Source organism: Nonomuraea sp. NPDC049709, assembly GCF_040674815.1.
Taxonomy (GTDB): domain Bacteria; phylum Actinomycetota; class Actinomycetes; order Streptosporangiales; family Streptosporangiaceae; genus Nonomuraea.
Genome location: NZ_JBFANM010000124.1, coordinates 1 through 22,550 on the forward strand (window position 1 = coordinate 1; position 22,550 = coordinate 22,550).

Genomic DNA, 22,550 nt, shown 5'->3' on the forward strand with positions numbered 1-22,550 from the left:
TCGTGTGCACTCAATATCTTTCAACATTTTATCCATTTCAACAGGCCAACGGGGGCCCCCGGCGCGTGTTGCGCCGGGGCCCCGAAGAGGTTCAACACCATCTACCGGCCATCCGGCCGGCTTACTGTTTTCCGCATCCGCCCTGCCGTGCGGCGGTGATGCGGGGATCGCGAATGCGTGACCGTAGACCACCTTCCAATCCTGTGGAACTGCGGTACCCGAGCGGCGGGACTCAGCCGGCAACGGGCGATCCTTCGATGGCGTTCAACACTCCCTTCCCTATCTCCTGGACATGGAGTCCACTTACTCTTCGGCAGCGCGTCCACGATCAGGGCCCTATCAACTGCGCTGGCCCGTCACGTCCGACCTTCTGCCGCAACCAACAGACTTCATCCGCGTTCCGGGCAGTTCGTCGTGATGCCAGGTACTACTTCTGCTGCCCGGTGGATCCGTTCCTTGCGATGTCAGAAACTCTAGTACGCGTACCCGCGAATGTCTACTACGGCGAATGGAGATTTTCGGTGGCGGGCGCGGCAGTCTTCCGGCCGTGCCGTGCCCGCGCTGCCGGATCGGGTTCCGCCTCGGGCTCGTGATCATGGTCAGCCCGTCTCAGTCGGTATACGACTCAAGTCGTACGCCGACCGGCGAGCGTTCGCCTCCCGGTCGATACGCGGCGGGCCGTCCGGCTCCTAGCGTCTGCCTCATGATGGATATCCCGGCCGCCGACGCAGTGGCGCGTCCACGCGCGACTGCCGGTGCCGCCATGACGATCCGCGTGCTCCTGGTGGACGATCAGGCCTGGCTACGGCTCGGGTTGCGGGCGGTGCTGAAGCAGGAGCCCGACATCGAGGTGGTCGGGGAGGGCCGGCGACGGGGAGCAGGCCGTCGCCCAGGCACGGGCGCTGTGACCGGACGTCGTGCTGATGGACGTGCGCATGCCCACGCTGGACGGGATCGAGGCGACCCGGCGGATCGCCGCGTCGGGCTCTCCCGCGCGGGTCCTCGTGCTGACCACGTTCGACCTGGACGAGTACGTCTTCGCCGCACTGCGTGCCGGTGCGAGCGGGTTCCTGCTCAAGGACGCGCTGCCGGTGGACCTGCTGAGCGGCATCCGCGTCGTCGCGTCCGGCGACGCGGCCGTCGCCCCGGCGGTGACGCGCCGACTGATCTCCGCGTTCGCCGCCCATCTGCCGGTGCCGGGCGCACCGACGCCGCTCGACGGCCTGACGGCGCGGGAGCGGGACGTGCTGATGGAGCTCGCCCGGGCCCGCTCGAACGCCGAAATCGCCGCGCGGCTGCACATCTCCGAGGCAACCGTGAAAGTCCACGTCAGCCGCGTGCTCGCCAAGCTCGGCCTGCGCGACCGCGCGCAGGCGGTGGTGCTCGCGTACGAGAACGGCGTGATCCGCGCCGGGGCCGACTAGCTCGGCGCGAACAGCGCCAGCAGCGGCGCCGGCTCGGCGACGCGTCGACGCGGCACCGACACTGGCGCCGGCCGACGTCGTCGTTGTCCTGGGCTGACGGCCTCCGCAAGGTGATCTTTCTGGCACGTCGGCCGGCGAGCCTCCCGGAGGGCATCAGAAGTGGGTCCGCTCGGTGTCGGCAAGGGGTTCACTGGTCAGGATGCGTTCACCCGGAGCAGCCCGCCTGGCAATAGCCGTTGGTGACAATCAGCCGGCCGCGCTCGGGCGTGAAGGCGGTGGCCTGCACGCCAACGGTCACTCCCTGGCAACGCGGACAGACGAGCGGCTGCTCGGCTGTCTCACGATCACGCTGGCCATGCTCACGCGTCCGGTCACCCACCCCGGTTGACGCACTTACCTCAGGCATGGGATCGACGTGGGTGGGATCGGTCACGACACTGCTTACCGGCGATTCAGTCATGCCCTCCACTGTGCCGCACGCCACCGACAATTCCGCACCCCCACCAATCGTGCACGAAAGGGGCAGCCTCGACCCCCAGGCGTCGACGTGGCGTCACGTCCCCCGGGGCCCGGTCAGGCGCTCCTCCCCCACCTGCTGGAGATCGCGGGATCAAGGGGGAGCGTTGGTGGCAGAGGGCGCCCGATCGGGGTCAGCATCCTTCAGGCGGCCGCGTAGATGAGCGCGCCCGAGCGTACGAAGGGAACGGCGTTGCCGTTGAGGATCACTTTCGCGGCATTCGGCGCGGCGATCGCGATGGCCTTGGCGGCGTCGGTGCTCGCGGTCAGCTCGCTGCCGTCGATGCGTACGGTGCCGTCCCCGCCGAAGGTCACGGACAGGTCCTTGACCGCGGCCGGCGCCTTCACCAGGGTTGCCCCGGCACGTTCGACCGACGAGCCGTCCACCATCACGATCGACCCGGCGTCGGCGTAGAGCAGCTTGCCGTCGAAGGTGTAGGACCCGAACGCGCGCGGCGCCCTCGCGGTCCAGGACTTGTAGTAGACCCCGGCGCCGCCGTTCAGGCTGAGGGCTGTCGCCTGGTACGACGGGATGCCGCCCACGGGGAGGCGTTCCACCGTCACGGACGTGTCGGCCGCGCCCTTGGACGGCAGCAGGAGGGTGTCGAAGGTCGTCTGGCCGGTGGCCGTCTTGACGTAGGAGGCGTACTTCGCGTTCTCCACCGAGTAGAAGCGCGGCGCGTAGTAGCCGTCGCGCAGGACGGAGTGGACCTCGGCCGGGTCGGCGGGGACGATCGCGAGGTTCGCCCCTGTCGGGAAGGCGGTGGTCGTGGCCTCCGTCCCGGAGCGGATCAGCGGCTTGGCGTCCGAGGCGAAGTGCCAGTTCTGCTCGTAGCGGTGCGTGACGGTGTCCACCGGCTTGAGCCGGTCGGAGACCACCCACAGGCCCGAGTGCAGCGACAGGACCGATCGCTCGTGGCGAACACCGGCGGAGCTCTCGGTGTTCGCGCCGATCAGGTCGAAGGCGGGATTGGTGATCAGATGCGAGATTCCGCCCTCCGCCGTCGAGGTCTGCGGCTTGTCGTCGATCTCGATCGTGTTGTGCGCCTCCGTGGTGCGCCGCAGCCACTGCGCTCGGGTGTCCGTGCTGTAGGTGAAGGTGCCCATGTCGGGCAGGAGCGGCCGGCCGTACGCATAAGCGGTGATCGCCAGCTCGTCCGGGTGGCTGTGGTTGCCGCGGTCGGCGTTGATCCGGAGGTGGGAGTCGCCGGCGGTCCAGCCGGAGCGGGAGACCGCGACCCGGGTGTCCGGGTAGAGGGCGGAGGTGTGCGCCGGTTTCTCGCCCGACTTGCCGGAGGTGCCGACGTAGCGGAGTTCGGGGTCATCGAGGAGCTCGCCCAGCTCCGCGAGGGTGCTCCGCAGGTCGAGGGAGTCGCTGTCACCGTAGGCGGGGCCGTAGCCGCTGGGATAGCTCTGGTCCATGAGGAAGCGTGCCAACTGCCGCAGCTTGGCGGTGGCGGTGAACGCGATGCCGTTGCGCCGCATGTAGGCGACGACGTCCACGTACTGCCTGAGGTAGCCCCGCAGGTAGGCGTCCGTGGACTCCTTGTAGCCGCCGTCTGCGTAGGTCGAGTCGTTGAGCTGGGCCGAGAGGAAGTCGGCGGCGTTGGTCCGCCACGCCGGCGCCACGCGGAACTCCGGGAAGTAGACGGACGCGTGCAGCAGCGTGATCTTCTGCGACTGCATCTTGTTCGGCGTGCCGTTGACGTTCACCTGCAGGAACAGGCCCGCCCGGTTCATCGTCTTGAGGATCGCGGTGTTGGCTTCGGCGGTCAGCGACGGGCTCTTGCGCAGGATCTCGTAGGCCGCGATCCAGTTGTGCAGGCGCCGCGCGGCGTGCAGGTTGCCCGGGTAGGAACCGGCGCCCTGGTCGGCGTCGTAGGCGTCGGCGTCCTTGATGAAGTCGGTCATCAGGCCGATGAGCGTGCGGGCGTACTGCTCGTTGCCCGTCTTCTGGTATTCCAGGGCCAGCGGGCCGGCGAAGTAGAAGCGGGGAAGCTGGTAGAGATACTCCATGTCGGCGATGAGATTGTCCTTGTCGGCACCGCCGGGGAGCTTCCAGTCGAACCCGCCGGGGTCGCCCTCCCAGGAGAAGGTGTTCTGCACGGTGTTGGACCAGGTGCGGGTGGCCTCGTCGAAGGTCTCGGCGTTGCCGTACAGCATGATGTCCTTCGCGGTGTCGGCCGTGCCGGTCAGCGTCAGCTCCGCTCTCTTCACGCCGGTGACGCCGCCGAGGTCGAACCGCAGGTACGCCTTGCGCGTCTCCCCGGTGAACGGCCCCGGGCCCTGGTCGCTGACCTGCATGTAGTACTTGGTGCCGTACACGCTGCCCGGGTGGGCCGCCCAGATGTAGGTGTCGTGCGTGGAGTGCAGGGTCTTCACCGAGCCGTCGGCCAGGGTCAGGCGGAGGGTGGGCTTGCCCGACCCCTTGCTCCTGCTGTTGACGAGGGCGATGACCGCGTCCTTGTAGCGGCTCATCAGGAAGAACCCGGGCTTGCCGCTGGTGATGCTGCTCGTGACGTCTGCCGTGACCGTCTTCTCCCCCGGGCCGAAGGTGAGCGTCTTGACGTAGGCCTCGCCCGATCCGAGCGTCCAGATGTGGCTGGGGGTCAGCTCGAGTGCGCCCGGCCAGGTCGTGTGCGAGAAGCCGCCCGCCTCGATGGCCGGGCGCGCGCGGCAGTAATCCAGCAGCCGCTGCTTGGCCAGCGCGTAGTCCCCCGCCTTCACCGCGCTCTCCACGGGCTTCAGGCCGGCGTGCGCGTAGTTCAGGCGCGGCCCCACCGCCCAGGCGCCGGCGCTCCACCTGCCGAAGAAGCCCGCGTCGGACAATGCGGCCGCGGCGGCCGGAGGGGCCGGCACCAGGAACGCGGCGACCAGAATCAGGACGGCGAGCCGCCGCCACGAGGGAGACATGCACGCCAAGGTAGGGGTGCGCGGTATGTCCGCGGTATGTCGGGCGCGGCCATCGAACTGACCGCCCGTACGCCTGCGGCCCGGCCTTCTCCCCGTAGTCTCCACTCATGCCGATCCGGTACGCCCTCCCGCCCGACGCGGACGTCATGGCCGAAGTGACCTGTGCCGCGTTCGCCGAGTTCGAGGACTTCGACGTCACCCCCGACCAATCCGCCGCCAACTGGCGCCGGAATCTCCTCAGGGAGGCGGCCGAACGGCCTCGCCCGCACCACACCAGGCTCGCCGAACTGCCGGACGGGACGGTCGTCGGTCTGATCATGGGCGGTCCGGCGCAACCGGAGCTCGGCCCCGACGCCGAGATCTACGCCCTCGCGGTCTGTCCCGGCCATCAGGGCCACGGCCATGGCCGCGCCCTGCTCCGAGCGACGGCGGCCGATCTGGCCGCCGACGGGTTCGGCTCGCTGGCGATCCGGGTACGGGCCGCCAACGACCGCGCCCGCCGCTTCTACGCCTCCCTCGGCGGAGTCCTCACCGGCGAGATGCCATCCGACGAGGTCTTCTACTCCTGGCCGGAGATCGCGGCACTCCTTTGACCCGGTGGACTGTGCCTTTCGCAGCCCCGCCATGAAGCGCGCCATGACGGCGCCGGTGCTCGCGTGCCTATGCCAGACCACCAGCGTCTTGACCGGCCGAAGGTGCGTCGAACGCGCCGGCCAGGTTGCGGGCGGTGGTGAGCAGGACGTGCCGCTGATGCACGCTCCGGGAGAAAGGCCCATCAACGCCGGACGGGTCCGCCTACGACGCCCGGTCAGGGTGTGGACAGTGCTTCGGTCGGGGACAGCCGGGCCGCGCGGATTGCCGGGTAGAGTCCGGCGAGGCCGCCGACGAGCATGGTGGCGGCGAGTCCGCCGGCCGTCGCCCAGGCTGGTACGACGGCCGGCCAGGTCTGGTAGGTGGCGTACCCGGTGGTGACGGCGATACCGAGCAGAACCCCGCCGACGCCGCCGAGTGCGGACAGCAGGAGCGATTCGGTGAGGAACTGCAGCCGGATCTGTCCCCGCGTGGCGCCGAGTGAGCGGCGCAGCCCGATCTCGGCTCGGCGTTCCAGCACCGAGATGACCATGGTGTTGGCCACCCCGACGCCGCCGACGAGCAGGGCCACCGCGCCCAGGCCGAGCAGCAGCCCGTTGAGTGCGGCGTCGGCGGCCTGCTTCGCGGACAGGGCGTCCGAGGGCCGGGACACGCTCACGTCGCCGGGCGTCTGCGGGTTGGCCGTGGCCGCCAGCACGCTGTGGACGGCTTCGACCTGGCTGTCACGAGACCTGGTGTAGACGGTGGTCGCCCGCCCGTCGAAGCGGAAGAGGTCGGCGGCGATCTCCCAGCCGATCAGGACTGCCGTGTCCAGTTCGCGGGCGAGCGTGACCGGGTCGAGCACGCCGATCACGGTGAACCGTTCGCCGCCGACGAGGATCTCCGCCTGCGGGCCGGCCCGGCCGATGCCGAGCCGCTCGGCCGCGTCGGCGCCGAGGACCGCCGCCGGGTACCGGCTGGTGACGCCGTTGAGCCAGGTGCCGTTGCGCAGGACCGCGCCGACGGTCTGTGGCAGGCCCAGCCGGGCGGCCGACAGGGTCAGGCCGTTGGTCTCCACTGCGGGGATCTTGTCCGAGCGGTACACGTGGGCGTTGCGGATCGCCCCGGTCGCCGAGACGGCGGTGACCGGGCCGATCCGCGCGATCATCGCCTCGGCCTCGGCGGGCAGCTTCGCGGTCTGGCCTCCGAGGGTCTGTCCAGGGGAGACGGTGAGCAGGTTCGTGCCGAGCGCGGCGAGCTGACGGTCAAGCTGTTCGCGGGAGGAGGACGAGATGCCCACCACGGCGACCATCGCGGCGATGCCGATCGCGATGCCGAGCGCGGACATCAGCGCCCGGGTCGGCCGGGTGCGCAGCCCGGCCGCGCCGACCCGGGCCACGTCGGACGGGGACATCCGGGCGGGCGTGAGCCGGGGGCGGGCCCGCCGCGCGGTCACCACGCCGTCTCTCCTGCCTGGTGTGGCGCGGTCATGTCGTCGCCGACCACGTGGCCGTCGCGCATGAGCACCTGCCGGTCCAGGCCCGCGGCGACCTCCCGGTCGTGCGTGATCACCACGACCGTGGTACCGGCGGCGTGCAGGTCCCGCAGTACCGCCATGACGCCCTGTCCGGAGGCGGTGTCCAGATTGCCGGTCGGCTCGTCGGCGAGCAGCAGGGCGGGGTTGCCGACCACCGCTCGGGCGATCGCGACCCGCTGCTTCTCGCCGCCGGCCAGCTCGTGCGGCTCGTGGTCGAGCCTGTGTCCGAGCCCGACCCGCTCCAACGCCGCCGCGGCGCGCCGCCGGCGCTCTCCCATCGGTACGCCGGCGTAGAGCAGGCCGTTGGCCACGTTGTCCAGCGCCGGCAGACCGGTGGCCAGGTGGAACTGCTGGAACACGAAGCCGATCCGGCTCGCGCGCAGGGCCGACAGTTGCCGGTCGGACAGCCGCGCCACGTCGTGCCCGTCGACCACCACCCGGCCCGAGGTGGGCCGGTCGAGCGTGCCCAGTATGTGCAGCATGGTCGACTTGCCGGAGCCGGACGGGCCGGCCACCGCGACCAGCTCGCCGGCGTCGATGGTCAGGGTGACGCCGGCGAGCGCGTGGACGTCACCGGGGTACGCCTTCGTCACGTCGGTCAGCTCGATCATCCCGGCATCCCCACGGTCATGCCCTCCCTCAACTCGTCACCCGTGACCTCGACCAGGCCGTTCGCGAACAGGCCGGTCTCCACCTTGATGTAGTGCGTGGTGGATCCCGCGACGACCTCGACGCCGTAGCCGCCCTCGGCCAGCGCCACCAGCGCCGCGACGGGCACGGTGAGCACGTCCTTGCGCTCGGCGGCGGTGAAGACCACGTTGACCACGGCCGCCTCGATTCCGGCTGCCGCCCTGGGGTCGCGCAGCGAGACGACCGCCTCGATCAGCGTCTCGGCCTGGCCGCTCGGATCGGCCGGCTGCTCGATCACCGTGTGGACCCGGTTCACCCGGCCGGCCACCTTCCTGCCCTCGGGCAGCTGGACCTGCACCCTGACGCCCCTGCGGGCCAGCCGTTGATCGGACACCTCGAGCCTGACGGTCACCTCGCGGCCGGTGCCGGTGTACTGGAGCACCTCCCGCCCGTTGCCGGTGGACTGGTTCACCCCGGCCGTCACGGTGTCGACCCGGATGGCGCCCGGGGCGAAGAGCACCCGGCCCTGCTCGACCTGACCGGTCTGCGACAGGCCCAGATCCTGCTGCCATCGCCTCACGGCAGTCGCGGTGGCCACCGTGTACGTGCCGTCCACCGTGAATCCGCCGTAGCCGAGGGCCTTCAGGTTGGTTTCGAGCTGCCGCACGTCCGCGCCGGTGACCCACGGGCCGAGCGTCCGGTACGCGGCGACGCCGCCGTACATCAGCACGACCGGCGTGTTGTCCACCCGGTAGATCGGCCGGCCCCGGCGGATGACCTGGCCGGCCTGCGGCACCTTGGTGACGACGCCCGCGATGCGCCCGGCCAGCACGGTCTTGGCGCCGTACCCCAGGTCACCGGCCACCTCTTCGGTGTCCAGCATCGTCTGCCGGGTCACCCGCGCGGTGTCCGGGGGCAGGTTCGCCGTGGTCGGCGTGCCCGTGCCGCCCCCGCCCAACCCGACCCCGCCGAACCCGCCCCCGCCGAACCCGAGGGAGGCCCCGACCGCGGCCGCGGCTCCGACCGCGAGCACGACCGCACCGGCCACCGCGACGCGCCGGCCGCGCCGGCGGCGGGCGGCGGTGCGCCCGGTCGTCACCGCGTCGCTCCCGCGCTCGGTCGCATCGTCGCCTGCGCCGCGTCCCTCTGCGCGGTGCAGAGCGCCTTCGCGTCGTCGAACTGCGGGTCCTTCCCGATGTCTTCGCCGATCCTGGTACCGCCCGGGTTCGGGTCGGGGTAGTTCTCCACGCCGTGCTCCCGCATGCACCGCGCGAACTGGCGCGACAACTCGTTCTTGAGGTCGACCTCAGGGCCGGTCTCCTGGGGAGGGCGGAACTGCTTGCACGCCTCCTCGGCCTTGATCTCCGTGTCCGCGCTCACCGCGTTCTTGTCGTACCTGCCCTGCCGGACGATGTCGCCGTCGACCTCCGGGTCCGTCATCGGCACGCCGTGCTCCCGCATGCACTGCGAGAACCTGGTCAGCAGGTCGAGCCGGCCGAGGCTCCGCGTCGCGTCCGGGGCGGCGGTGCCGCCCACCGAGGCCACGCCCTCGCCGTCGGTCGATTTCCCGCAGGCGGCCGCCGTGACCAGCAAAAGTGGTAGCAGGCAGACGACGACCACGAATCTCTTTCTCATCAGCGATCTCCCCTCTGGTCCGGGATCCAGTGGAGCAGCGGGCCGGCAACGGCACCGTTACAGCGCCTGTAACGCCGGTGTTACGCCCTACCGCCGAAACTGCTGAGGGAGAGGAGGATGTGCTGGTGCGCGTACTGCTGATCGAGGACGAGTTGCTGCTGGCCGAACAGGTCGCCGACGGGCTGCGCGACCAGGGCATCGCGGTCGACCTCGCGTCCGACGGGCTCGACGGCCTGCACAAGGCCGGCGCGAACCGGTACGACGTGGTCGTGCTCGACCGCGACCTGCCGATCCTGCACGGCGACCAGGTCTGCACCGCGCTGACCGCGCGTGGCACCGATGCCCGGATCCTCATGCTCACCGCGGCCGGGGAATCCGCCGACCGGGTCGCCGGCCTGATCCTCGGTGCCGACGACTACCTGCCCAAGCCGTTCGTCTTCGACGAACTCGTGCTGCGGATCCGCGCGCTGGCCCGCCGGGCGAACAACGCCCCTCGGATCCTGCGGCGCGCCGGCCTGGCCTTCGACACCGCTCGGCGCGTCGTCACCCGCGCCGGCCGCATCATCCCACTGACCACCAAGGAGCTGGCCGTGCTGGAGATCCTGATGGGCGCCGACGGCGCCGTGGTCAGCGCCGAGGACCTGCTGGAGCGGGCGTGGGACGAGCACGCGGACCCGTTCACCGCCACCGTACGGGTCACCATCGCCCGGCTGCGCCGCAAACTCGGCGACCCGCCGCTCATCGAGACCGTCGTCGGCGCGGGGTACCGGCTATGAGGCCGCGCCGTACGCGCCCGTCCATCCGGCTGCGGCTGACGCTCACCTACGCGGTCGTGCTCGTGAGCACGTGCGCGGCGCTCCTGGCGCTGAACTACGCGCTGCACGCCGGTGCCCCGTCCGCGACCGAGATGGCCGCGATGTGCGACGAGATGGGCCCGGCGGACCCCGTGCGGGCCGACAAGTGCGCGGCCTTGGAGCGCCATATGGGGGAGATCGTCTGGTACCGCAACGCCACTCTCATGAACACCGCCAGAACGTCGGCGATCGCGTTGTTCGCCACGGCCGTGCTGGGACTCGGCGTCTGCTGGGTCATCGCCGGCCGCATGCTCCGGCCGCTGCGAACCCTCACCACCGCCACCCGCCGGATCTCCCAGCACCACCTGCACGAGCGCATCGCGCTCACCGGTCCACCCGACGAGCTCAAGGAGCTGGCCGACACCTTCGACGAGATGGTGGCCAGGCTGGAAGCCTCCTTCAACAGCCAGCGGAGGTTCGTCGCCGACGCCTCACACGAGCTGCGCACCCCGCTCGCGATCGTCCGTACCGGCGCCGAGGTGCTGCTGGCCAAGCGGGAGAGCACGGTCGCCCAGTGGGAGGCGATGGGGCGGCGCGTGCTGACCGCGACCGGCCAGGCCGAACGCCTGCTGGACGGCCTGCTGTCGCTGGCCCGCAGCGAGAGCGGCGCCATCGCCCACGAGGCGCACGATCTGGCCTTCGCCGCGGCCCGTGCGCTGGGCGAGGCGGACGAGGAAGCCGAGACCTCCGGCCTGTCGATGACCACCGACCTGCGCCCCGCTCCTGTCGTCGGCGACCCCGTCCTGCTCGATCGCCTGGTACGCAACCTGGTGGACAACGCGATCCGGCACAACAATCCCGGCGGTCGGATCGAGGTGGCCACCGGTCACCGCGACGGCGAAGCGCTCGTCACGGTAGGCAACAGCGGCGACACCATCCCCCCGGAGGAGGTCGACCGGCTGTTCGAGCCGTTCCAGCGGCTGACGTCCCACCGCACCGCGGGCTCCCGATCGACGGGTCTGGGCCTCGCCATCGTCAGGTCCATCGTGCACGCGCACCACGGCACGGTCACGGCGGCGCCGAACGCCGGCGGCGGCCTGACCGTCACCGTCACACTGCCGGCAGATGCCCTGTCCGTGGCCGGGCAGCCGGAGCCGGTTCAGGAGGCGTCGTAGCCCTGCACCCGCACCTCCCGCCACCGGCCGTGGCGGGGTGATCCGATCAGCCGGCCGGACCTGATCGCCGGCGTTGCGTAGAGAGCGCCTGCCGCCAATGCTCGGCCGCCTGGCTCATGTCGTGGCCGAGGAGCTCGAAGAACTGGCTGGTGGTGTGGAGCCGGTCACCGGTGGGCGTGTCGGTGCCGAAGATCCCGGCGCCGTGCCGGGTGGTGGCGGCCCACAGGGCCATCGACCTGGCACTGGCCGCCCAGGTGCGGTACCACACGTCGACGTCGACGACATATCGCAGCCGGCGCGCCTCACGCTCCCGGGTGACCAGCTCTCTCTGCTCGAGCCACCTGGTGGCATTGGAGATCGTCGCCGGACTGACACGGAGATGCTGGACGAGCTCCGCGGCGGTCAGGCTGCCGCTCTCGCTGACGAACAGCGCGGCGAACACCCGGGCTGTCATGGGCGCCATCCCGGTCTCGATCATCATGGCGACGAACTGCTCCTCGAACTCCCGGGCCGTGCGGACCTCACGGTCGTCGGTGCCGCGCGGAACGCCGGCGTGGGGGGCGTGCTTGCGGCGGCGGGCGCGCCAGCTCGTCGCATGCTGGGCGCGGGCCGCCCGGTAGCCGTGCGGGCCGCCGTTCCTGGCGATCTCGCGGGTGACGGTGGACCTGGACCGTCCCAGCCAGCGGGCGATCTCCGCGTAGGTCAGGCCGGCCGCCAGCCCGTCGGCGATCCGGCGACGGTCCTCGGCGGTCAACCGGTCTCCTGGCATGCGATCCTCTCCCCAAGGTCGAGCCGTTGTTGCACTCAGCTACAAACTCGTTGCACCAATATATCGGCCTCCACCTGCGCAGATGAGTTTCGCGAATTGTCTCGGATCGGAACAGGACCTTACCGTTCCCTCAGACCGAAGAGGAGGTTCATCATGGAAAAGGTCGTTCTCGTCACGGGCGCCTCCGCCGGAATCGGCAAGGCCACCGCACTCGAACTCGTCCGCGCCGGCCACGTCGTCTACGGCGCCGCCCGGCGCGTGCCCAACATGGACGACATCCGCGACGCCGGCGGACGCGTCCTGGAGCTGGACGCACGCCGGCCGGAGGACCTGGAACGGGTCGTCGGCGCCGTGGTCGAGGAGCAGGGCCGCATCGACGTCCTGATCAACAACGCCGGCACCGTCCTGCACGGGGCGGCCGAGGACACCGCCCTCGACCTGGCGCGCGACCTGTTCGAGGTCAACCTCTTCGCACCGGCCCGGCTGACCCAGCTCGCCCTGCCGCACATGCGCGCGCAGGGGTCCGGCACGATCGTCAACGTCTCCTCCATCGGCGGCGAGATCGCGCTCCCCCTCGGTTGCTGGTACTACGCCGGCAAGCACGCGTTGGAGGCGTACTCCGACACCCTGCGCATGGAGGTCGAGCCGTTCGGCATCGACGTCGTGATCATCCAGCCCGGCATCATCAAGACCGAGTTCGAGGACCACACGGCGCAACACCTCCGCGAGATCTCCGGCGGGACCGCGTACGGCAGGATGGCCGAAGCCATGGCCAGGCGCGCGGAGACGCAGCTCGGCGACAACTCCCAGGGAACCGACCCCGGCGTCGTCGCCACCACCATCCGGCAGGCCGTCGAAGCCGGCAAGCCCGAGACGCGGTACGCGGTCGGCTGGCTGGCCGACAAGCTCCTGGAGCTCAACAGGACGCTGCCCGACCGCGAATTCGACAAGCTCGCCATGAACGCCACCAAGTAGCCCCCGGCTGCGAGTTTTCTTCCGCGACGAGCCGTACAACCCCGTTCGTCCCTACCCGGTGGCGACGCCGGCCAGGAGCTTCGCCGTGTCTTCGGGGGCCTCCACGACGTCTTCCCCGTCCCGCACCGCGAGCCGGCCCGGCGGCCGCTCCGCCCGAATCCGCGCGGCCGTCCACCGGGCCGTCAAGGAGTTGCTCACCGACGAGGCCGGCGACCCGCTGACGATCCCGGTCGTCGCCGCGCGCGCAGGCGTGCACGCCACCACGGTCTACCGGCGCTGGGGCTCCATCGGCGAACTGCTCGCCGACGTCACCAGCAGCCGCTTCTCCGGCGACATCGTGGTGCCGGACACCGGGAGCCTCCGCGGGGACCTGGAACGCTATGCGGCCGACCTCGCCAAGGACCTCAGCGACCCGGACGCCCTCGCCCTGGTACGCGCCACCATCGGCACGGCCGGGGAGCAGGGCGCCAGCGTTTGCCGCAGGGAACGCCAGCAGCAGCTCGAAGCCATCCTCGAACGGGAACAGGCCCGGGGCGGTCAGACCCCGGCCATCGAACGCGCCACGGACGCCGTCCTCGCCCCCCTCTACTACCGGGCCGTCTTCACCGACCTGGCCCTCACCCCCGAATGGACCCGCGCCCTCGTGTCACACCTGCTGCCGGACTGACCCGCCGCTCCCCGTGCGCAAGCGCCGGCTGCTCACCCCAAGATCACGCGTCCGTGGACCGCCACCAGACCCCGCCGCGTGGCCAAGGGCGGAATGAGGCGCCTCTGCCGCCGCTCCGGATCTCATCGGTGATCGATACCGGATACTCTGCCGGGCGTGCGGCGATTAATGACTCCCCGGACGGTGTGGCTCGCGCTCGCGGCGGCCCTCGCTGCGGTGGCGGCGGTGTTGACGATGAGGCGTTCCCGGCGTCTCGCCGCCACGCGACCACTTCCGGCGCAGCATCAGGACGAGCCGGAGCCCGCCGTCTCCGCCGGCGCTCCCGCTCCCGCTCCCGCTCCCGCTCCCGACCAGCCTGCCGCCGTACCGCTGCTCGGCACTCCCACGGCAAGCGACCTGCGGCGCTTCGCCGCCAAGCCCTCCATCCTGGACCGTCCCCCGGCCAGGCCCCGGGCACCACGGGAGCCCTTGAGCGAAGCGGTCCGCCGCCGCCTGACCCGCTGGGCCGTGGCCGGATGCGCGCTCGTCCTGCTGGCCTCCTGCACCCAGCTGCTCGAGTCCGCGGTCTTCTCCAACGCCCCGGCGACGCAGGACGCCGGCGAGACCGTCACCCGGCCGGGCCTGATCACGGACGAGGCGTGCGACCCCTCGCTCTCCGAGAGCCGGGCCACCTGCCTGCAGCTGGACATCGTCGGCGAAGACCCGCCCGCGCAGGAGCCGGTCACGCCGCCCCCCGCGGACACCGTCGACGAGGACTGCCTGCCCAAGGAGGCCACCCCGCGCGTACGCAAGATCGACGCGAAGGTGACCCGGGCCGTCAACCGGCAATGGCGGCGCATCGAGTCGTGGCTGAAGACGCACGCCCCCCGGAGCCACCGCACGCTCGGCAAGCCGGGAAAGGCGGCCGACATCGCGGCGGCGGAGGCCGAGATGGGTCTGCGGTTCCCCGACGACCTGCGCGCGTCGCTGCTGCGGCACGACGGCTCCGTCTTCCTCGACGACACCTGGGCCTTCGGGTTCCTGGGCAACTCGAACGCGGGCGTCGCGGAGATCCTCGACGGCTGGCGGGGCCTGTGTGAGATCGACGGCGGGAACGAGGGGGACGGAGGCGACGCGAACACGCGCACGGAGTGGTGGGACGGGCGTATGCTGCCCGTCGGCGCCGACGGCATGGGAGACCATCTCGTGGTCGATGCGGTGCAGCGCGACGTCGGCACGACCGACCACGAGGGCAGCATGAGCTTCCGGCCCGGCGGGGTGCGGATCCGGTCGTTCTACGCCCTGCTGAAGGCCACCGCCGACGCCATGGAGAACGGCACGTCCATCGGCTACTGGAAGCCCAGGGCGGTCGCCGGCGAAGTGGAGTGGGACGTCCTCGATCTCGGCCCCTGAGGTGTCAGCCCCTTCCGGAGCCGTAGGGGGATCGTGCGCCGCCGCAGCTCCCGGCCCAGGCCCGACGGCGAGCAGCCCACAGTAGAGTGCCGCGCCCAGGAGCATCCGTGCGGGGTCGCGGGGTCGCGGAGCAGGCGCCAGTCGAGAACGAGCCACACGCCGGCGAGCGCACCTACCGCCGGCACCAGCCCGAAGAACGGACCGAGCACACAAATGTTCTGCCCGGCAATGGTTCAAGACGCTCGCGAGTTTGTCGGCTTTCCCGAGCCCGACCGCCGTGAAGTAGCCGGCGGTGCGACGGCGGACACAGCCGGCGCCGCACCGGCGCACCCCATGCGCCCGCGCCTGTTCATGGGCCGGCGCGTTGTCTGCGCCACCCCGATTCCGTGGCCGGTGCCGGGCGGGCTGCACAAGTTAGGCGGGCGGTTGACGGGGAAGCCGGTTGTCGCTTCGGTGGCGGTATGGACGGACGGGTGAGCACGTACCGGTCGGGAGCGTACGCGGCGGAGGCGCTGGCCCGGCTGGAGGTGGCCGAGCAGGCGAGGGAGTTGTCGGAGGCGGCGGCCGAGCTGGTGCCGACGGGGGCCGACCGGCACGCCCGCGACGGCGAGTTCGTTGCCGACGCGGTGCGGCTGCTGGAGGCGGCCCGCCGGCTGGTGGACGCGGCTGTGCTGTACGAACGGGTCAAGGGCACCGGCTGGGACCGGGTCGCGGCCGAGCTGGGCGACCTTGACGATCCCGCCGCACGGGCGCGTCAGGCGGCGGCCGAGGAGGACTTCCGGATGCGGTTCCTGCGGGCGTGGCTGTGGCCGGAACGCGCCGGAGATGTCCTGACCACTCCTGACCGGCTGGCGGAGCTACTGGCCCGGCTGGACGGGTGGGCGCCCGGCGGGGACCCGGACGGCGGGGACCCGGACGGCGGCGGCCCGGACGGCCGCGGCCCGGTTTCGGGCGGGCTGGCGACGATGGGGACGCGGGAGCGTTCGGCGCTGCTCAACCGGGCGGCCGACCTGCTGGACGACGATCGGCTGGACGACGAGACGCGGCGCGACCTGGAGATCGCGCTGTGCCGGCGCCGGATCGAGTTCTACCAGGACATGGGGATGCGGTCGCCCGAGGCGCTCGCCGCGCTGGCCGACACCCGGGTACGGCTGCGCGCGCTGCTGCCTGCCGGCGAAGCCGACGATCGGCCCGGCCGGCACTAGCGCGACCGCGCGGAACATCACGGCGGTCACGCAGCCGCATCCCTGCCCAGCGTCCAGGTAGGTGTCGGGGACGCGTGTCCGCGTGGCACCCCTCCCTGTCGTTCAGTCCACCCGTACGGCGTGCATCGCGGTGAAGGCCAGCAGGCGGGTGGCGGTACGCGGTGGATCCTCGAGGTTGGGTGAGTGTCCGAGACCGGGCAGCAACTCGACTTCCGCGCCCGGAACGGTGCGGTAGTCAGCGGCGGATGAGGATCGCCATCTGCGGTCGTCCTCGCCGAAGATCACCAGTAGCGGCTTGCCGAGGCCCCTCAGCCGATCCGGGAGCGCCTGCTGCATCAGATACTCGCTGGTGGCCCGCATCGTCGAGGTGAGTGTGTGAAACGTCATGGCGCGCACCTCGTCCAGGAGCTCTTGGGGGATCTGGTAACCCGCGCGGCTGAAGCCGGTGCTCGCGAACTGGCGGAGCTGCTCGTCGGTCGGTGGCCACTGCGAGGGGTCGATCGCGGCGGACTCCGGTGCGATGAAGGCGTCCAGGCTGGGTCCGGTGTTGATGAACGCGAGCGCGGTCACCAGGTCGGGTCGCTCTTCGGCGAGGGCGGTGGCGACGGCGCCGCCGCTGGAATGGCCGACGACCGTCGCGTGCGTGACGCCGAGCCGGTCCAGTGCCGTGCCGGCCCGGCGTGCCTGGTCCGGGATCGCGTAGCTACGGTCGGCCGGTTTGGCCGACCGGCCGTGCCCGAGCAGGTCGATCCGGATAACGCGGTGGGATCGGGTCAGCATCGGCACCAGCGGGTCCCACGAGCGGGTCGAGGAGGCGGACCCGTGGATGAGCAGGAGTGCGGGGGCGTCGCGGGGGCCGTCCTGGCCCACGTGGATGTCGCCGTCGTCCAGGGACAGGGTCGAGCTCTCGGTGGCCTCGGCGTCGCTTCGCGCGTGCGGTGCGCCGTCAGAAAGGGTCATGAGGCCACTGTCGCCGCCGGTACGCATCGGTGGATTGGACAAATGTTCCCCTCAGTCGGCTCGTAGCATGGAGCGGTGCGGACGTTCGTTCATGGTGCGGCTGTGTGGGAGGTCGCGTGCCCGCAGCGACCCAGCCGGGTGGCCGGTGTCGCCATGGCCGGGTTCCGGGTCGGTGACCTGGACGCGCTCCGGATGGTCCCGCACCCGGCCGTGACGCTGCTCCTGGATTTCGGCACCGGTTCGCCGGTCCTGGACCACGCCGCCGGGCGGCAGCAGGGAAGTGTCGTCGCCGGGCCCGGGGTCGGGTCCGGGGGCGCGCTCTGGGCGCGGGGTGAGAACGTCGAGTGCGTGCAGGTGCGCCTGTCCCCCGTGATCGCAGGCGCGGTTCTGGACGCCTCCCCCGCCGACCTCGACGGCGCCGTGGTGGCCCTCGACGACCTGTGGGGCCGGGAGGCGTCCCGGATCCGTGAGCGGCTGAGCGAGGTCTCCTCCTGGCAGGACCGCTTCGCGCTGACGGACGCGTTGCTCGCCCGCCGGTATGCGGCGGGGTCGCCGGTGGACCCGGAGGTGGCCTGGGCCTGGGACCGGATCGTCAGCGCCCGCGGCCTGGTCCGGGTCGACGAAATGGCGGCCGAAGTCGGATGGAGCCGTAAGCGGCTGTGGTCGCGGTTCCGCTCGCAGCTCGGCCTGCCGCCCAAGCGCGCCGTGAAGCTGGTCCGCTTCGACCATGCCGCCCACCGCCTGGTCGCGGGTGAAGGTGCGGCCCGAGTCGCGGCCGACGGCGGCTACGCCGACCAGTCCCACCTGCACCGGGACGTCGTGGCGTTCACCGGGGCGACCCCCGCGACCGTGGCCGGTGAGCCGTTTCTGGCGGTTGACCACCTCGCATGGCCGGGCCACGGCACGCGCGCCAGGCCGCACGTCTCCAGGGATCTCCTGTCCAGTCGCCGAGCGGAGGTGAGACGGCCGCCGCTGTGAACGGCGCCGCGGTCACCTGCGCTGGGCGGGACCGGCGCACCTCAGCGGTCACCTGCGCTGGGCGGGACCGGCGCACCTCAGCGGTCACCTGCGCTGGACGGGACCTGCGCCGCTCGGCAGTCAGGGGAGCCGGCCGTACCGGTCAGGCCGGGCAGCCGCACGGCGGCCACGCCGTCGGGCGGCCTCGGAGCCGGGGCGCTGCGGTCCAGGATTGTCGGCGTATAACCGACCTCCGCCACGCGGACGCGAAAACGCGTTGCCATGGATTCCCGCAGTACGTATGGTTTTGCGCTCGTGATCACAGTGGTGGAGCGAGTCCTGCCTGCTCGGCTGGGGACAGGATTCCGGTGGCTGCTGGCCTCGAGCTGGCTGACAAATCTCGGTGACGGGGTCGCGGCCGCCGCGGGCCCGCTGCTGATCGCGACGTTGACCCGCGACCCGCTGATGATCTCGCTGTCGGCCCTGGTGGGCTGGGCGCCGCCGCTGCTGTTCAGCCTGTATGCGGGCGTGCTGTCGGATCGGTACGACCGGCGCAGGATCGTGCTCGTCGCGAACGCCGTGCGGGCCGTGGTGCTGGCGGCACTGGTCACGCTCATGGTGACCGGCACCGTGACCGTGGCGGCGGCGCTGCTGGCGCTGACGCTCCGGTCCATCGCCGAGGTGTTCGCCGACAGCGCGACGGCCACGCTGACCCCGATGATGGTCGGCAAGGACGATCTCGTCATCGCCAACGCCCGCCTGGGCACGGGATTCATCACGCTCAATCAGCTCGCCGGGCCGCCGATCGGCGCGGCGCTGTTCGGCCTGGGCTTGACCTGGCCGTTCGCGGGCCAGCTGCTGCTGGTGGTGGCGGGGATCGTCCTGGTCTCCCGGATCACGTTGCCGCCGCACGGCCGGCAGGCCGACGATCCCGCGCCAAACACCGTACGGGAACTCGTCGCCGGCTTCGCCTGGACCGTCCAGCACGCGGCGGTCCGCACGCTGGCGCTCACCATCCTGATCTTCAACTTCACGTTCGGCGCGGCCTGGTCGGTCCTCGTCCTCTACACCCAGGAACAGCTCGGCCTCGGCGCCATGGGCTTCGGCCTGATGACCACCATCGGCGGGATAGGCGGCCTGATCGGCACCGGCCTGTACGGGGCCATCACCCGCAGGGTGAGCCTCGGCGCCCTGATGCGGATCGGGCTCGTCATCGAGACCTTCACCCACCTGGGCCTGGCCCTGACCCGTTCGCCGTGGGTCGCCGGGGGCATCTTCCTGGCCTTCGGCGCGCACGCGTTCATCTGGGGCACGACCTCGGTCACCGTCCGCCAGCGCGCGGTCCCGCGCGACCTCCAGGGCCGGGTGGGCAGCGTCAACACCATCTGCGTGTACGCCGGTCTGGTGGTCGGCTCGTTGATCGGCGGTGTCCTGGCCACCCGCTTCGGTGTCGCGGCGCCCTTCTGGTTCGCCTTCGCCGGTTCCGCGGTGTTCGTGGTGCTGCTGTGGCGGCAGCTCATGCTCATCGCCCATGACGACTGAGCCTCCGTCCGTACTCTCGCAAGGGCGCGTACGGAGATCGCGGCCGTGGTCGTGCAGCCGCGCCAGGAGACCGCCATCCCTCTGATACGGGTTCAAGTGGACGCCGGGATCAGGCGGACTTGGCGGCCCAGGCCAGGGCCAGGCCGCTGAGGAGTGCGGCGGGCTGGTGCGGCGCCTCCAGCCGGTGACGGCGAGCGCGGCGAAGCCGATCCCGCGGAGCACCGTCTTGGGGCCCACGCCCGCGAAGGCCAGCAGTCCGGGGCTGTCCCACTGGGCGTCAGTGACCGTGCCCGCGACGTCCGCGCCGAACGTCGCCATCGCCCACGCGGCCGCGGCCATGAACGCGCAACCCAGACCGGCGGTGACCGTGGCCCAGCGGGGCAGCCGGGCGGTGCCGGCGAGCGCGGGCAGGGCGAGGGCCGGCGTGACGAAGCCGAGCGTGATCAGCACGTCGCGGGGACGCACAGCGGGCTGCGGACGGCCTCGCGGCCGCTGAGGTCGGACAGCAGGAAGAAGCTGGAGATGTAGGCGGCCGCGCCGGTCGCGCCGACGAAGCCGCCCGCGACGACGGCGAACTGGGGTGTGAGGACGCGGCTGGACGGGGCCTGCGAGCCGTACGAGGTGGTGGACATCTGAGCTGGTCCTCCTCAGGCCGGGTCAGCCGTCCCGGGGCACTGCCCGGGCCCGTCCGGCGGGCGGCTTGTCCGCGGGCTCGGTCGCTGCCGAGCCCTTGCCGCCGTGACCGTTCCCCTCGTCCTCCAGGTACGCCTCCGGCACCTGGGGCAGGGTCGGCACCAGTTCCTTGCGGGCCACGAACGTGTCGAGCAGCGAGAGCAGCATGGCCAGCACCGGCACCGCCAGCAGCGCGCCCACCGCCCCGAAGAGCTGCGCTCCCATGATCACACCCGCGAACGCGACCCCCGGATGTATGTTCACCGACCGCCCGCTGATGCGCGGCTCCAGCGTCAGGTTCTCCACCTGCTGGTACAGGACCGCCCAGGCCAGCGCCACCACCCCGATCCAGGGCCGGGGCGAGACCAGGCCCACGACGGCGGGCAGCGCGATCGCGATGTACGTGCCGATCGTCGGCACGAACTGGGCCACGACGCCCGTCCACACGCCCAGCGCCAGCCACGAGGGCATGCCGATCAGCAGGAACACGATGGCCGAGGTGGTGCCGTTGATCGTGGCCAGGATGAGCCGGGCGGAGACGTACCCGCCGGTCTTGACCAGCGACACGTCCCACACGGTGAGGAAGATCTGCTGGATGCGGCCGGGCAGGAACTGGGCGAGCCAGCGCCGCAGCCGGGGGCCGTCGGCCGAGAAGTAGAAGGTCAGCAGCAGCAGGGCGAAGCCGTTGAACACCGCCGCGGTGATCGTGCCGAGCACGCCGAGCACGCCACCGACCAGGTCCTGGGCGTAGGTGGCGGCCTGTTGCGGGGTCAGGTTGATGGAGCTGAGGACGGTGGAGATGTCGTACCTGGTGCCGAACCTGGCGTTGATCCAGTCGATGGCGCCGGTGACCACCTCGGGCAGCGCCCGCACGAGCAGCGCGGCCTGCTCGACGAACAGGTTGCCGAACAGGAAGAGGAAGACCGCCGCGAGCAGGATGATCCCGATCATCACGAGGACGGCTGCGGCGCCGCGGCGCATGTGCCGGGCCAGCCGGCCCACCGCGGGCTCCATCGCCAGCGACAGGAACCAGGCCATCACCACGATGACGACCAGCGAACCCGCGTCCATCAGGATGAAGCGAAGGAGGTACACCACCACGACGACGGCGACGACGGCGAAACCGACCCGCCACACGTTGGAGGCCGACAGGAGCACCTGAACCGGAGGGGCAGCCTCGGGACGGGACTCCCGGGGCTCGATCGGCTTGGTCATGGCACTCTCCTGACCGGACCACGCGATGATATGCCTCACCAGCGAATCTACGCCGCCCGGCCGCCACCCCAGAAGCCGGACGCACGTCGTGGCCGGACGCACGCGTCGTCCATCTGCAGCCCGTGCTCGGTGAGCGCGACCTGTCCCCCGCCGCCGACACCGCCTTGCCCGCCGCCGGAGTCTGGTGAGCACGACCTGGGCCCGGGCGTTCGGGGCCCGCCTGCCGGCACCGCCGTCGATCGGACGCACCGCCGCCGACCTCGCGCACGGCAGCAGCCACGTACGGCGGGCACGCCTAAACTCCCACCCTGGCTTACGGGCGGGGACCCCTGCGGGCTTGTTCTCGCTGGTCAGGGGAAGGTGCTCGGCAAAAGGGGACGGCACGGCTTACCGGGGGGTGGCTGCTGTGCAAGATACGGGCAATGGGCGGGGGCAGCGGCACGCCGTGCAGGACCTCCTCCGGCGGGTCGTGCACGCCGGATCGCGGGCGGGAGCGCGTCTCAGGCGGGTGGAGTGGTCGATCCGGGCGCGGATGACGATGCTGGCCACCCTGGTGACGGCGGTGCTGTCCGTGTTCGCGGTATGGCTGGTGCTGGATCACAACCACCAGCACGAGACGACCCATCGGATCAGGCACGTCTACGGCGCGGACCTGGAGATGGTGCATCGGTTCGCGCACCGCCGGGTGCCGCCGGTCATCGACGTCGAGGCAGTGACCGCGACGCAGTTGGTCGATCGCGCGGGGCGGGTGGTGTCGGCGAGCGTTCGGGTGATCGGCCAGCCGCGGATGGCCACGTTCGTGCCGTCGCAGCGGCCCTCGGCCACGGATCGGCGGCTGTGCGACGTGCCGGGCTTTCCCGGCCAGTGCATGATCGTCGCGGCGATGTGGGTTCCCGCCCTCGGCGGGGACCTGATCGCCTACAGCGCGCTGCCGGACCCGCCGTGGTACGGGAGCGAAGCGCTGCTCGCGCAGCTGGTGGCCGCCTCGGCGATCGTGCTGGT

General features: G+C 71.4%; 21 protein-coding genes. 11 read left to right on the forward strand and 10 right to left on the reverse strand.

Going from position 1 to position 22,550, the window contains the following annotated elements; genetic code table 11:
• Positions 1-935: 935 nt before the first annotated feature.
• On the forward strand, positions 936-1,424 hold the full coding sequence (locus AB0J69_RS57335; protein WP_364136936.1) for a response regulator transcription factor: 489 nt from the start codon (positions 936-938) through the stop codon (positions 1,422-1,424).
• Between the two features lie 205 nt (positions 1,425-1,629).
• Here AB0J69_RS57335 and AB0J69_RS57340 read toward each other — a convergent pair whose 3' ends face one another.
• Positions 1,630-1,884 (reverse strand): hypothetical protein, encoded by a 255-nt coding sequence (locus tag AB0J69_RS57340; RefSeq protein ID WP_364136938.1) that lies wholly within the window; start codon positions 1,882-1,884, stop codon positions 1,630-1,632.
• A gap of 200 nt (positions 1,885-2,084) precedes the next feature.
• Positions 2,085-4,853, reverse strand: coding sequence for a heparinase II/III family protein (locus AB0J69_RS57345; protein WP_364136940.1), 2,769 nt, complete (start codon positions 4,851-4,853; stop codon positions 2,085-2,087).
• 107 nt (positions 4,854-4,960) lie between these two features.
• On the opposite strand from AB0J69_RS57345, the gene AB0J69_RS57350 reads away from it, so the two are divergent.
• Complete coding sequence (locus AB0J69_RS57350; protein WP_364136942.1) at positions 4,961-5,446, forward strand: GNAT family N-acetyltransferase; 486 nt, start codon at positions 4,961-4,963, stop codon at positions 5,444-5,446.
• Between the two features lie 215 nt (positions 5,447-5,661).
• On the opposite strand, the gene AB0J69_RS57355 is transcribed toward AB0J69_RS57350, so the two are convergent.
• Genes AB0J69_RS57355 through AB0J69_RS57370 form a run of 4 tightly spaced genes read right to left on the reverse strand, consistent with a single transcriptional unit; the run spans position 5,662 to position 9,225 of the window.
• Positions 5,662-6,837 (reverse strand): ABC transporter permease, encoded by a 1,176-nt coding sequence (locus AB0J69_RS57355; RefSeq protein WP_364136977.1) that lies wholly within the window; start codon positions 6,835-6,837, stop codon positions 5,662-5,664.
• Between the two features lie 38 nt (positions 6,838-6,875).
• Positions 6,876-7,571 (reverse strand): ABC transporter ATP-binding protein, encoded by a 696-nt coding sequence (locus AB0J69_RS57360; RefSeq protein WP_364136944.1) that lies wholly within the window; start codon positions 7,569-7,571, stop codon positions 6,876-6,878.
• Complete coding sequence (locus AB0J69_RS57365) at positions 7,568-8,689, reverse strand: peptidoglycan-binding domain-containing protein (RefSeq protein ID WP_364136946.1); 1,122 nt, start codon at positions 8,687-8,689, stop codon at positions 7,568-7,570. Before AB0J69_RS57365 ends, AB0J69_RS57360 begins: the two co-directional genes overlap by 4 nt.
• Positions 8,686-9,225 (reverse strand): hypothetical protein, encoded by a 540-nt coding sequence (locus AB0J69_RS57370; RefSeq protein ID WP_364136948.1) that lies wholly within the window; start codon positions 9,223-9,225, stop codon positions 8,686-8,688. The genes AB0J69_RS57365 and AB0J69_RS57370 overlap by 4 nt, the downstream gene beginning before the upstream one ends.
• A gap of 125 nt (positions 9,226-9,350) precedes the next feature.
• Here AB0J69_RS57370 and AB0J69_RS57375 point away from each other — a divergent pair, with 125 nt between their 5' ends.
• Both AB0J69_RS57375 and AB0J69_RS57380 read left to right on the forward strand, forming a co-directional pair.
• Positions 9,351-10,001 (forward strand): response regulator transcription factor, encoded by a 651-nt coding sequence (locus tag AB0J69_RS57375; protein WP_364136950.1) that lies wholly within the window; start codon positions 9,351-9,353, stop codon positions 9,999-10,001.
• Positions 9,998-11,194: an ATP-binding protein gene (locus AB0J69_RS57380; RefSeq protein WP_364136952.1), complete on the forward strand. Its 1,197-nt coding sequence runs from the start codon at positions 9,998-10,000 to the stop codon at positions 11,192-11,194. Before AB0J69_RS57375 ends, AB0J69_RS57380 begins: the two co-directional genes overlap by 4 nt.
• 46 nt (positions 11,195-11,240) lie before the next feature.
• Here AB0J69_RS57380 and AB0J69_RS57385 read toward each other — a convergent pair whose 3' ends face one another.
• On the reverse strand, positions 11,241-11,948 hold the full coding sequence (locus AB0J69_RS57385; protein WP_364136954.1) for a helix-turn-helix domain-containing protein: 708 nt from the start codon (positions 11,946-11,948) through the stop codon (positions 11,241-11,243).
• A 168-nt stretch (positions 11,949-12,116) separates the two neighbouring features.
• On the opposite strand from AB0J69_RS57385, the gene AB0J69_RS57390 reads away from it, so the two are divergent.
• The 4 genes from AB0J69_RS57390 to AB0J69_RS57405 all read left to right on the forward strand — a co-directional run bounded on the left by AB0J69_RS57390 (position 12,117) and on the right by AB0J69_RS57405 (position 16,202).
• A complete protein-coding gene (locus tag AB0J69_RS57390; RefSeq protein WP_364136956.1) occupies positions 12,117-12,938 on the forward strand; it encodes an oxidoreductase in 822 nt (273 codons plus the stop codon).
• A gap of 85 nt (positions 12,939-13,023) precedes the next feature.
• Positions 13,024-13,605, forward strand: a complete 582-nt coding sequence (locus AB0J69_RS57395; protein WP_364136958.1) for a TetR-like C-terminal domain-containing protein — start codon at positions 13,024-13,026, stop codon at positions 13,603-13,605.
• Positions 13,606-13,761: 156 nt separating this feature from the next.
• Positions 13,762-14,997, forward strand: coding sequence for an SMI1/KNR4 family protein (locus AB0J69_RS57400; RefSeq protein WP_364136961.1), 1,236 nt, complete (start codon positions 13,762-13,764; stop codon positions 14,995-14,997).
• A 461-nt stretch (positions 14,998-15,458) separates the two neighbouring features.
• Positions 15,459-16,202 (forward strand): hypothetical protein, encoded by a 744-nt coding sequence (locus tag AB0J69_RS57405; protein WP_364136963.1) that lies wholly within the window; start codon positions 15,459-15,461, stop codon positions 16,200-16,202.
• Between the two features lie 102 nt (positions 16,203-16,304).
• On the opposite strand, the gene AB0J69_RS57410 is transcribed toward AB0J69_RS57405, so the two are convergent.
• Positions 16,305-17,162 carry an alpha/beta fold hydrolase gene (locus AB0J69_RS57410; protein ID WP_364136965.1) on the reverse strand — a complete coding sequence of 286 codons (858 nt, stop codon included), beginning with the start codon at positions 17,160-17,162 and terminating at the stop codon, positions 16,305-16,307.
• Positions 17,163-17,237: 75 nt separating this feature from the next.
• Here AB0J69_RS57410 and AB0J69_RS57415 point away from each other — a divergent pair, with 75 nt between their 5' ends.
• Complete coding sequence (locus AB0J69_RS57415) at positions 17,238-18,140, forward strand: helix-turn-helix domain-containing protein (RefSeq protein WP_364136967.1); 903 nt, start codon at positions 17,238-17,240, stop codon at positions 18,138-18,140.
• Positions 18,141-18,434: 294 nt separating this feature from the next.
• The gene (locus tag AB0J69_RS57420; RefSeq protein WP_364136969.1) at positions 18,435-19,661 is read left to right on the forward strand and encodes an MFS transporter; all 1,227 of its coding nucleotides are present in this window, start codon (positions 18,435-18,437) and stop codon (positions 19,659-19,661) included.
• Positions 19,662-20,104: 443 nt separating this feature from the next.
• Here AB0J69_RS57420 and AB0J69_RS57425 read toward each other — a convergent pair whose 3' ends face one another.
• Both AB0J69_RS57425 and AB0J69_RS57430 read right to left on the reverse strand, forming a co-directional pair.
• Entirely contained in the window at positions 20,105-20,293 is a 189-nt protein-coding gene (locus AB0J69_RS57425; RefSeq protein WP_364136971.1) for a hypothetical protein, read from the reverse strand.
• A gap of 25 nt (positions 20,294-20,318) precedes the next feature.
• Complete coding sequence (locus AB0J69_RS57430; RefSeq protein WP_364136973.1) at positions 20,319-21,548, reverse strand: AI-2E family transporter; 1,230 nt, start codon at positions 21,546-21,548, stop codon at positions 20,319-20,321.
• 445 nt (positions 21,549-21,993) lie between these two features.
• Here AB0J69_RS57430 and AB0J69_RS57435 point away from each other — a divergent pair.
• Positions 21,994-22,550: hypothetical protein (locus AB0J69_RS57435; protein ID WP_364136975.1), on the forward strand; the 557-nt coding region annotated here is incomplete at its 3' end.

Excerpts from the sequence above, each read along its gene's own strand:
- AB0J69_RS57335 (WP_364136936.1), top strand. The coding sequence starts at position 936 with ATGCCCACGCTGGACGGGATCGAGGCGACCCGGCGGATCGCCGCGTCG.
- AB0J69_RS57410 (WP_364136965.1), bottom strand. The coding sequence starts at position 17,162 with ATGACCCTTTCTGACGGCGCACCGCACGCGCGAAGCGACGCCGAGGCC.
- AB0J69_RS57380 (WP_364136952.1), top strand. The coding sequence starts at position 9,998 with ATGAGGCCGCGCCGTACGCGCCCGTCCATCCGGCTGCGGCTGACGCTC.
- AB0J69_RS57360 (WP_364136944.1), bottom strand. The coding sequence starts at position 7,571 with ATGATCGAGCTGACCGACGTGACGAAGGCGTACCCCGGTGACGTCCAC.
- AB0J69_RS57430 (WP_364136973.1), bottom strand. The coding sequence starts at position 21,548 with ATGACCAAGCCGATCGAGCCCCGGGAGTCCCGTCCCGAGGCTGCCCCT.
- AB0J69_RS57355 (WP_364136977.1), bottom strand. The coding sequence starts at position 6,837 with ATGTCCCCGTCCGACGTGGCCCGGGTCGGCGCGGCCGGGCTGCGCACC.
- AB0J69_RS57425 (WP_364136971.1), bottom strand. The coding sequence starts at position 20,293 with ATGTCCACCACCTCGTACGGCTCGCAGGCCCCGTCCAGCCGCGTCCTC.
- AB0J69_RS57345 (WP_364136940.1), bottom strand. The coding sequence starts at position 4,853 with ATGTCTCCCTCGTGGCGGCGGCTCGCCGTCCTGATTCTGGTCGCCGCG.
- AB0J69_RS57340 (WP_364136938.1), bottom strand. The coding sequence starts at position 1,884 with ATGACTGAATCGCCGGTAAGCAGTGTCGTGACCGATCCCACCCACGTC.
- AB0J69_RS57350 (WP_364136942.1), top strand. The coding sequence starts at position 4,961 with ATGCCGATCCGGTACGCCCTCCCGCCCGACGCGGACGTCATGGCCGAA.
- AB0J69_RS57390 (WP_364136956.1), top strand. The coding sequence starts at position 12,117 with ATGGAAAAGGTCGTTCTCGTCACGGGCGCCTCCGCCGGAATCGGCAAG.
- AB0J69_RS57405 (WP_364136963.1), top strand. The coding sequence starts at position 15,459 with ATGGACGGACGGGTGAGCACGTACCGGTCGGGAGCGTACGCGGCGGAG.
- AB0J69_RS57370 (WP_364136948.1), bottom strand. The coding sequence starts at position 9,225 with ATGAGAAAGAGATTCGTGGTCGTCGTCTGCCTGCTACCACTTTTGCTG.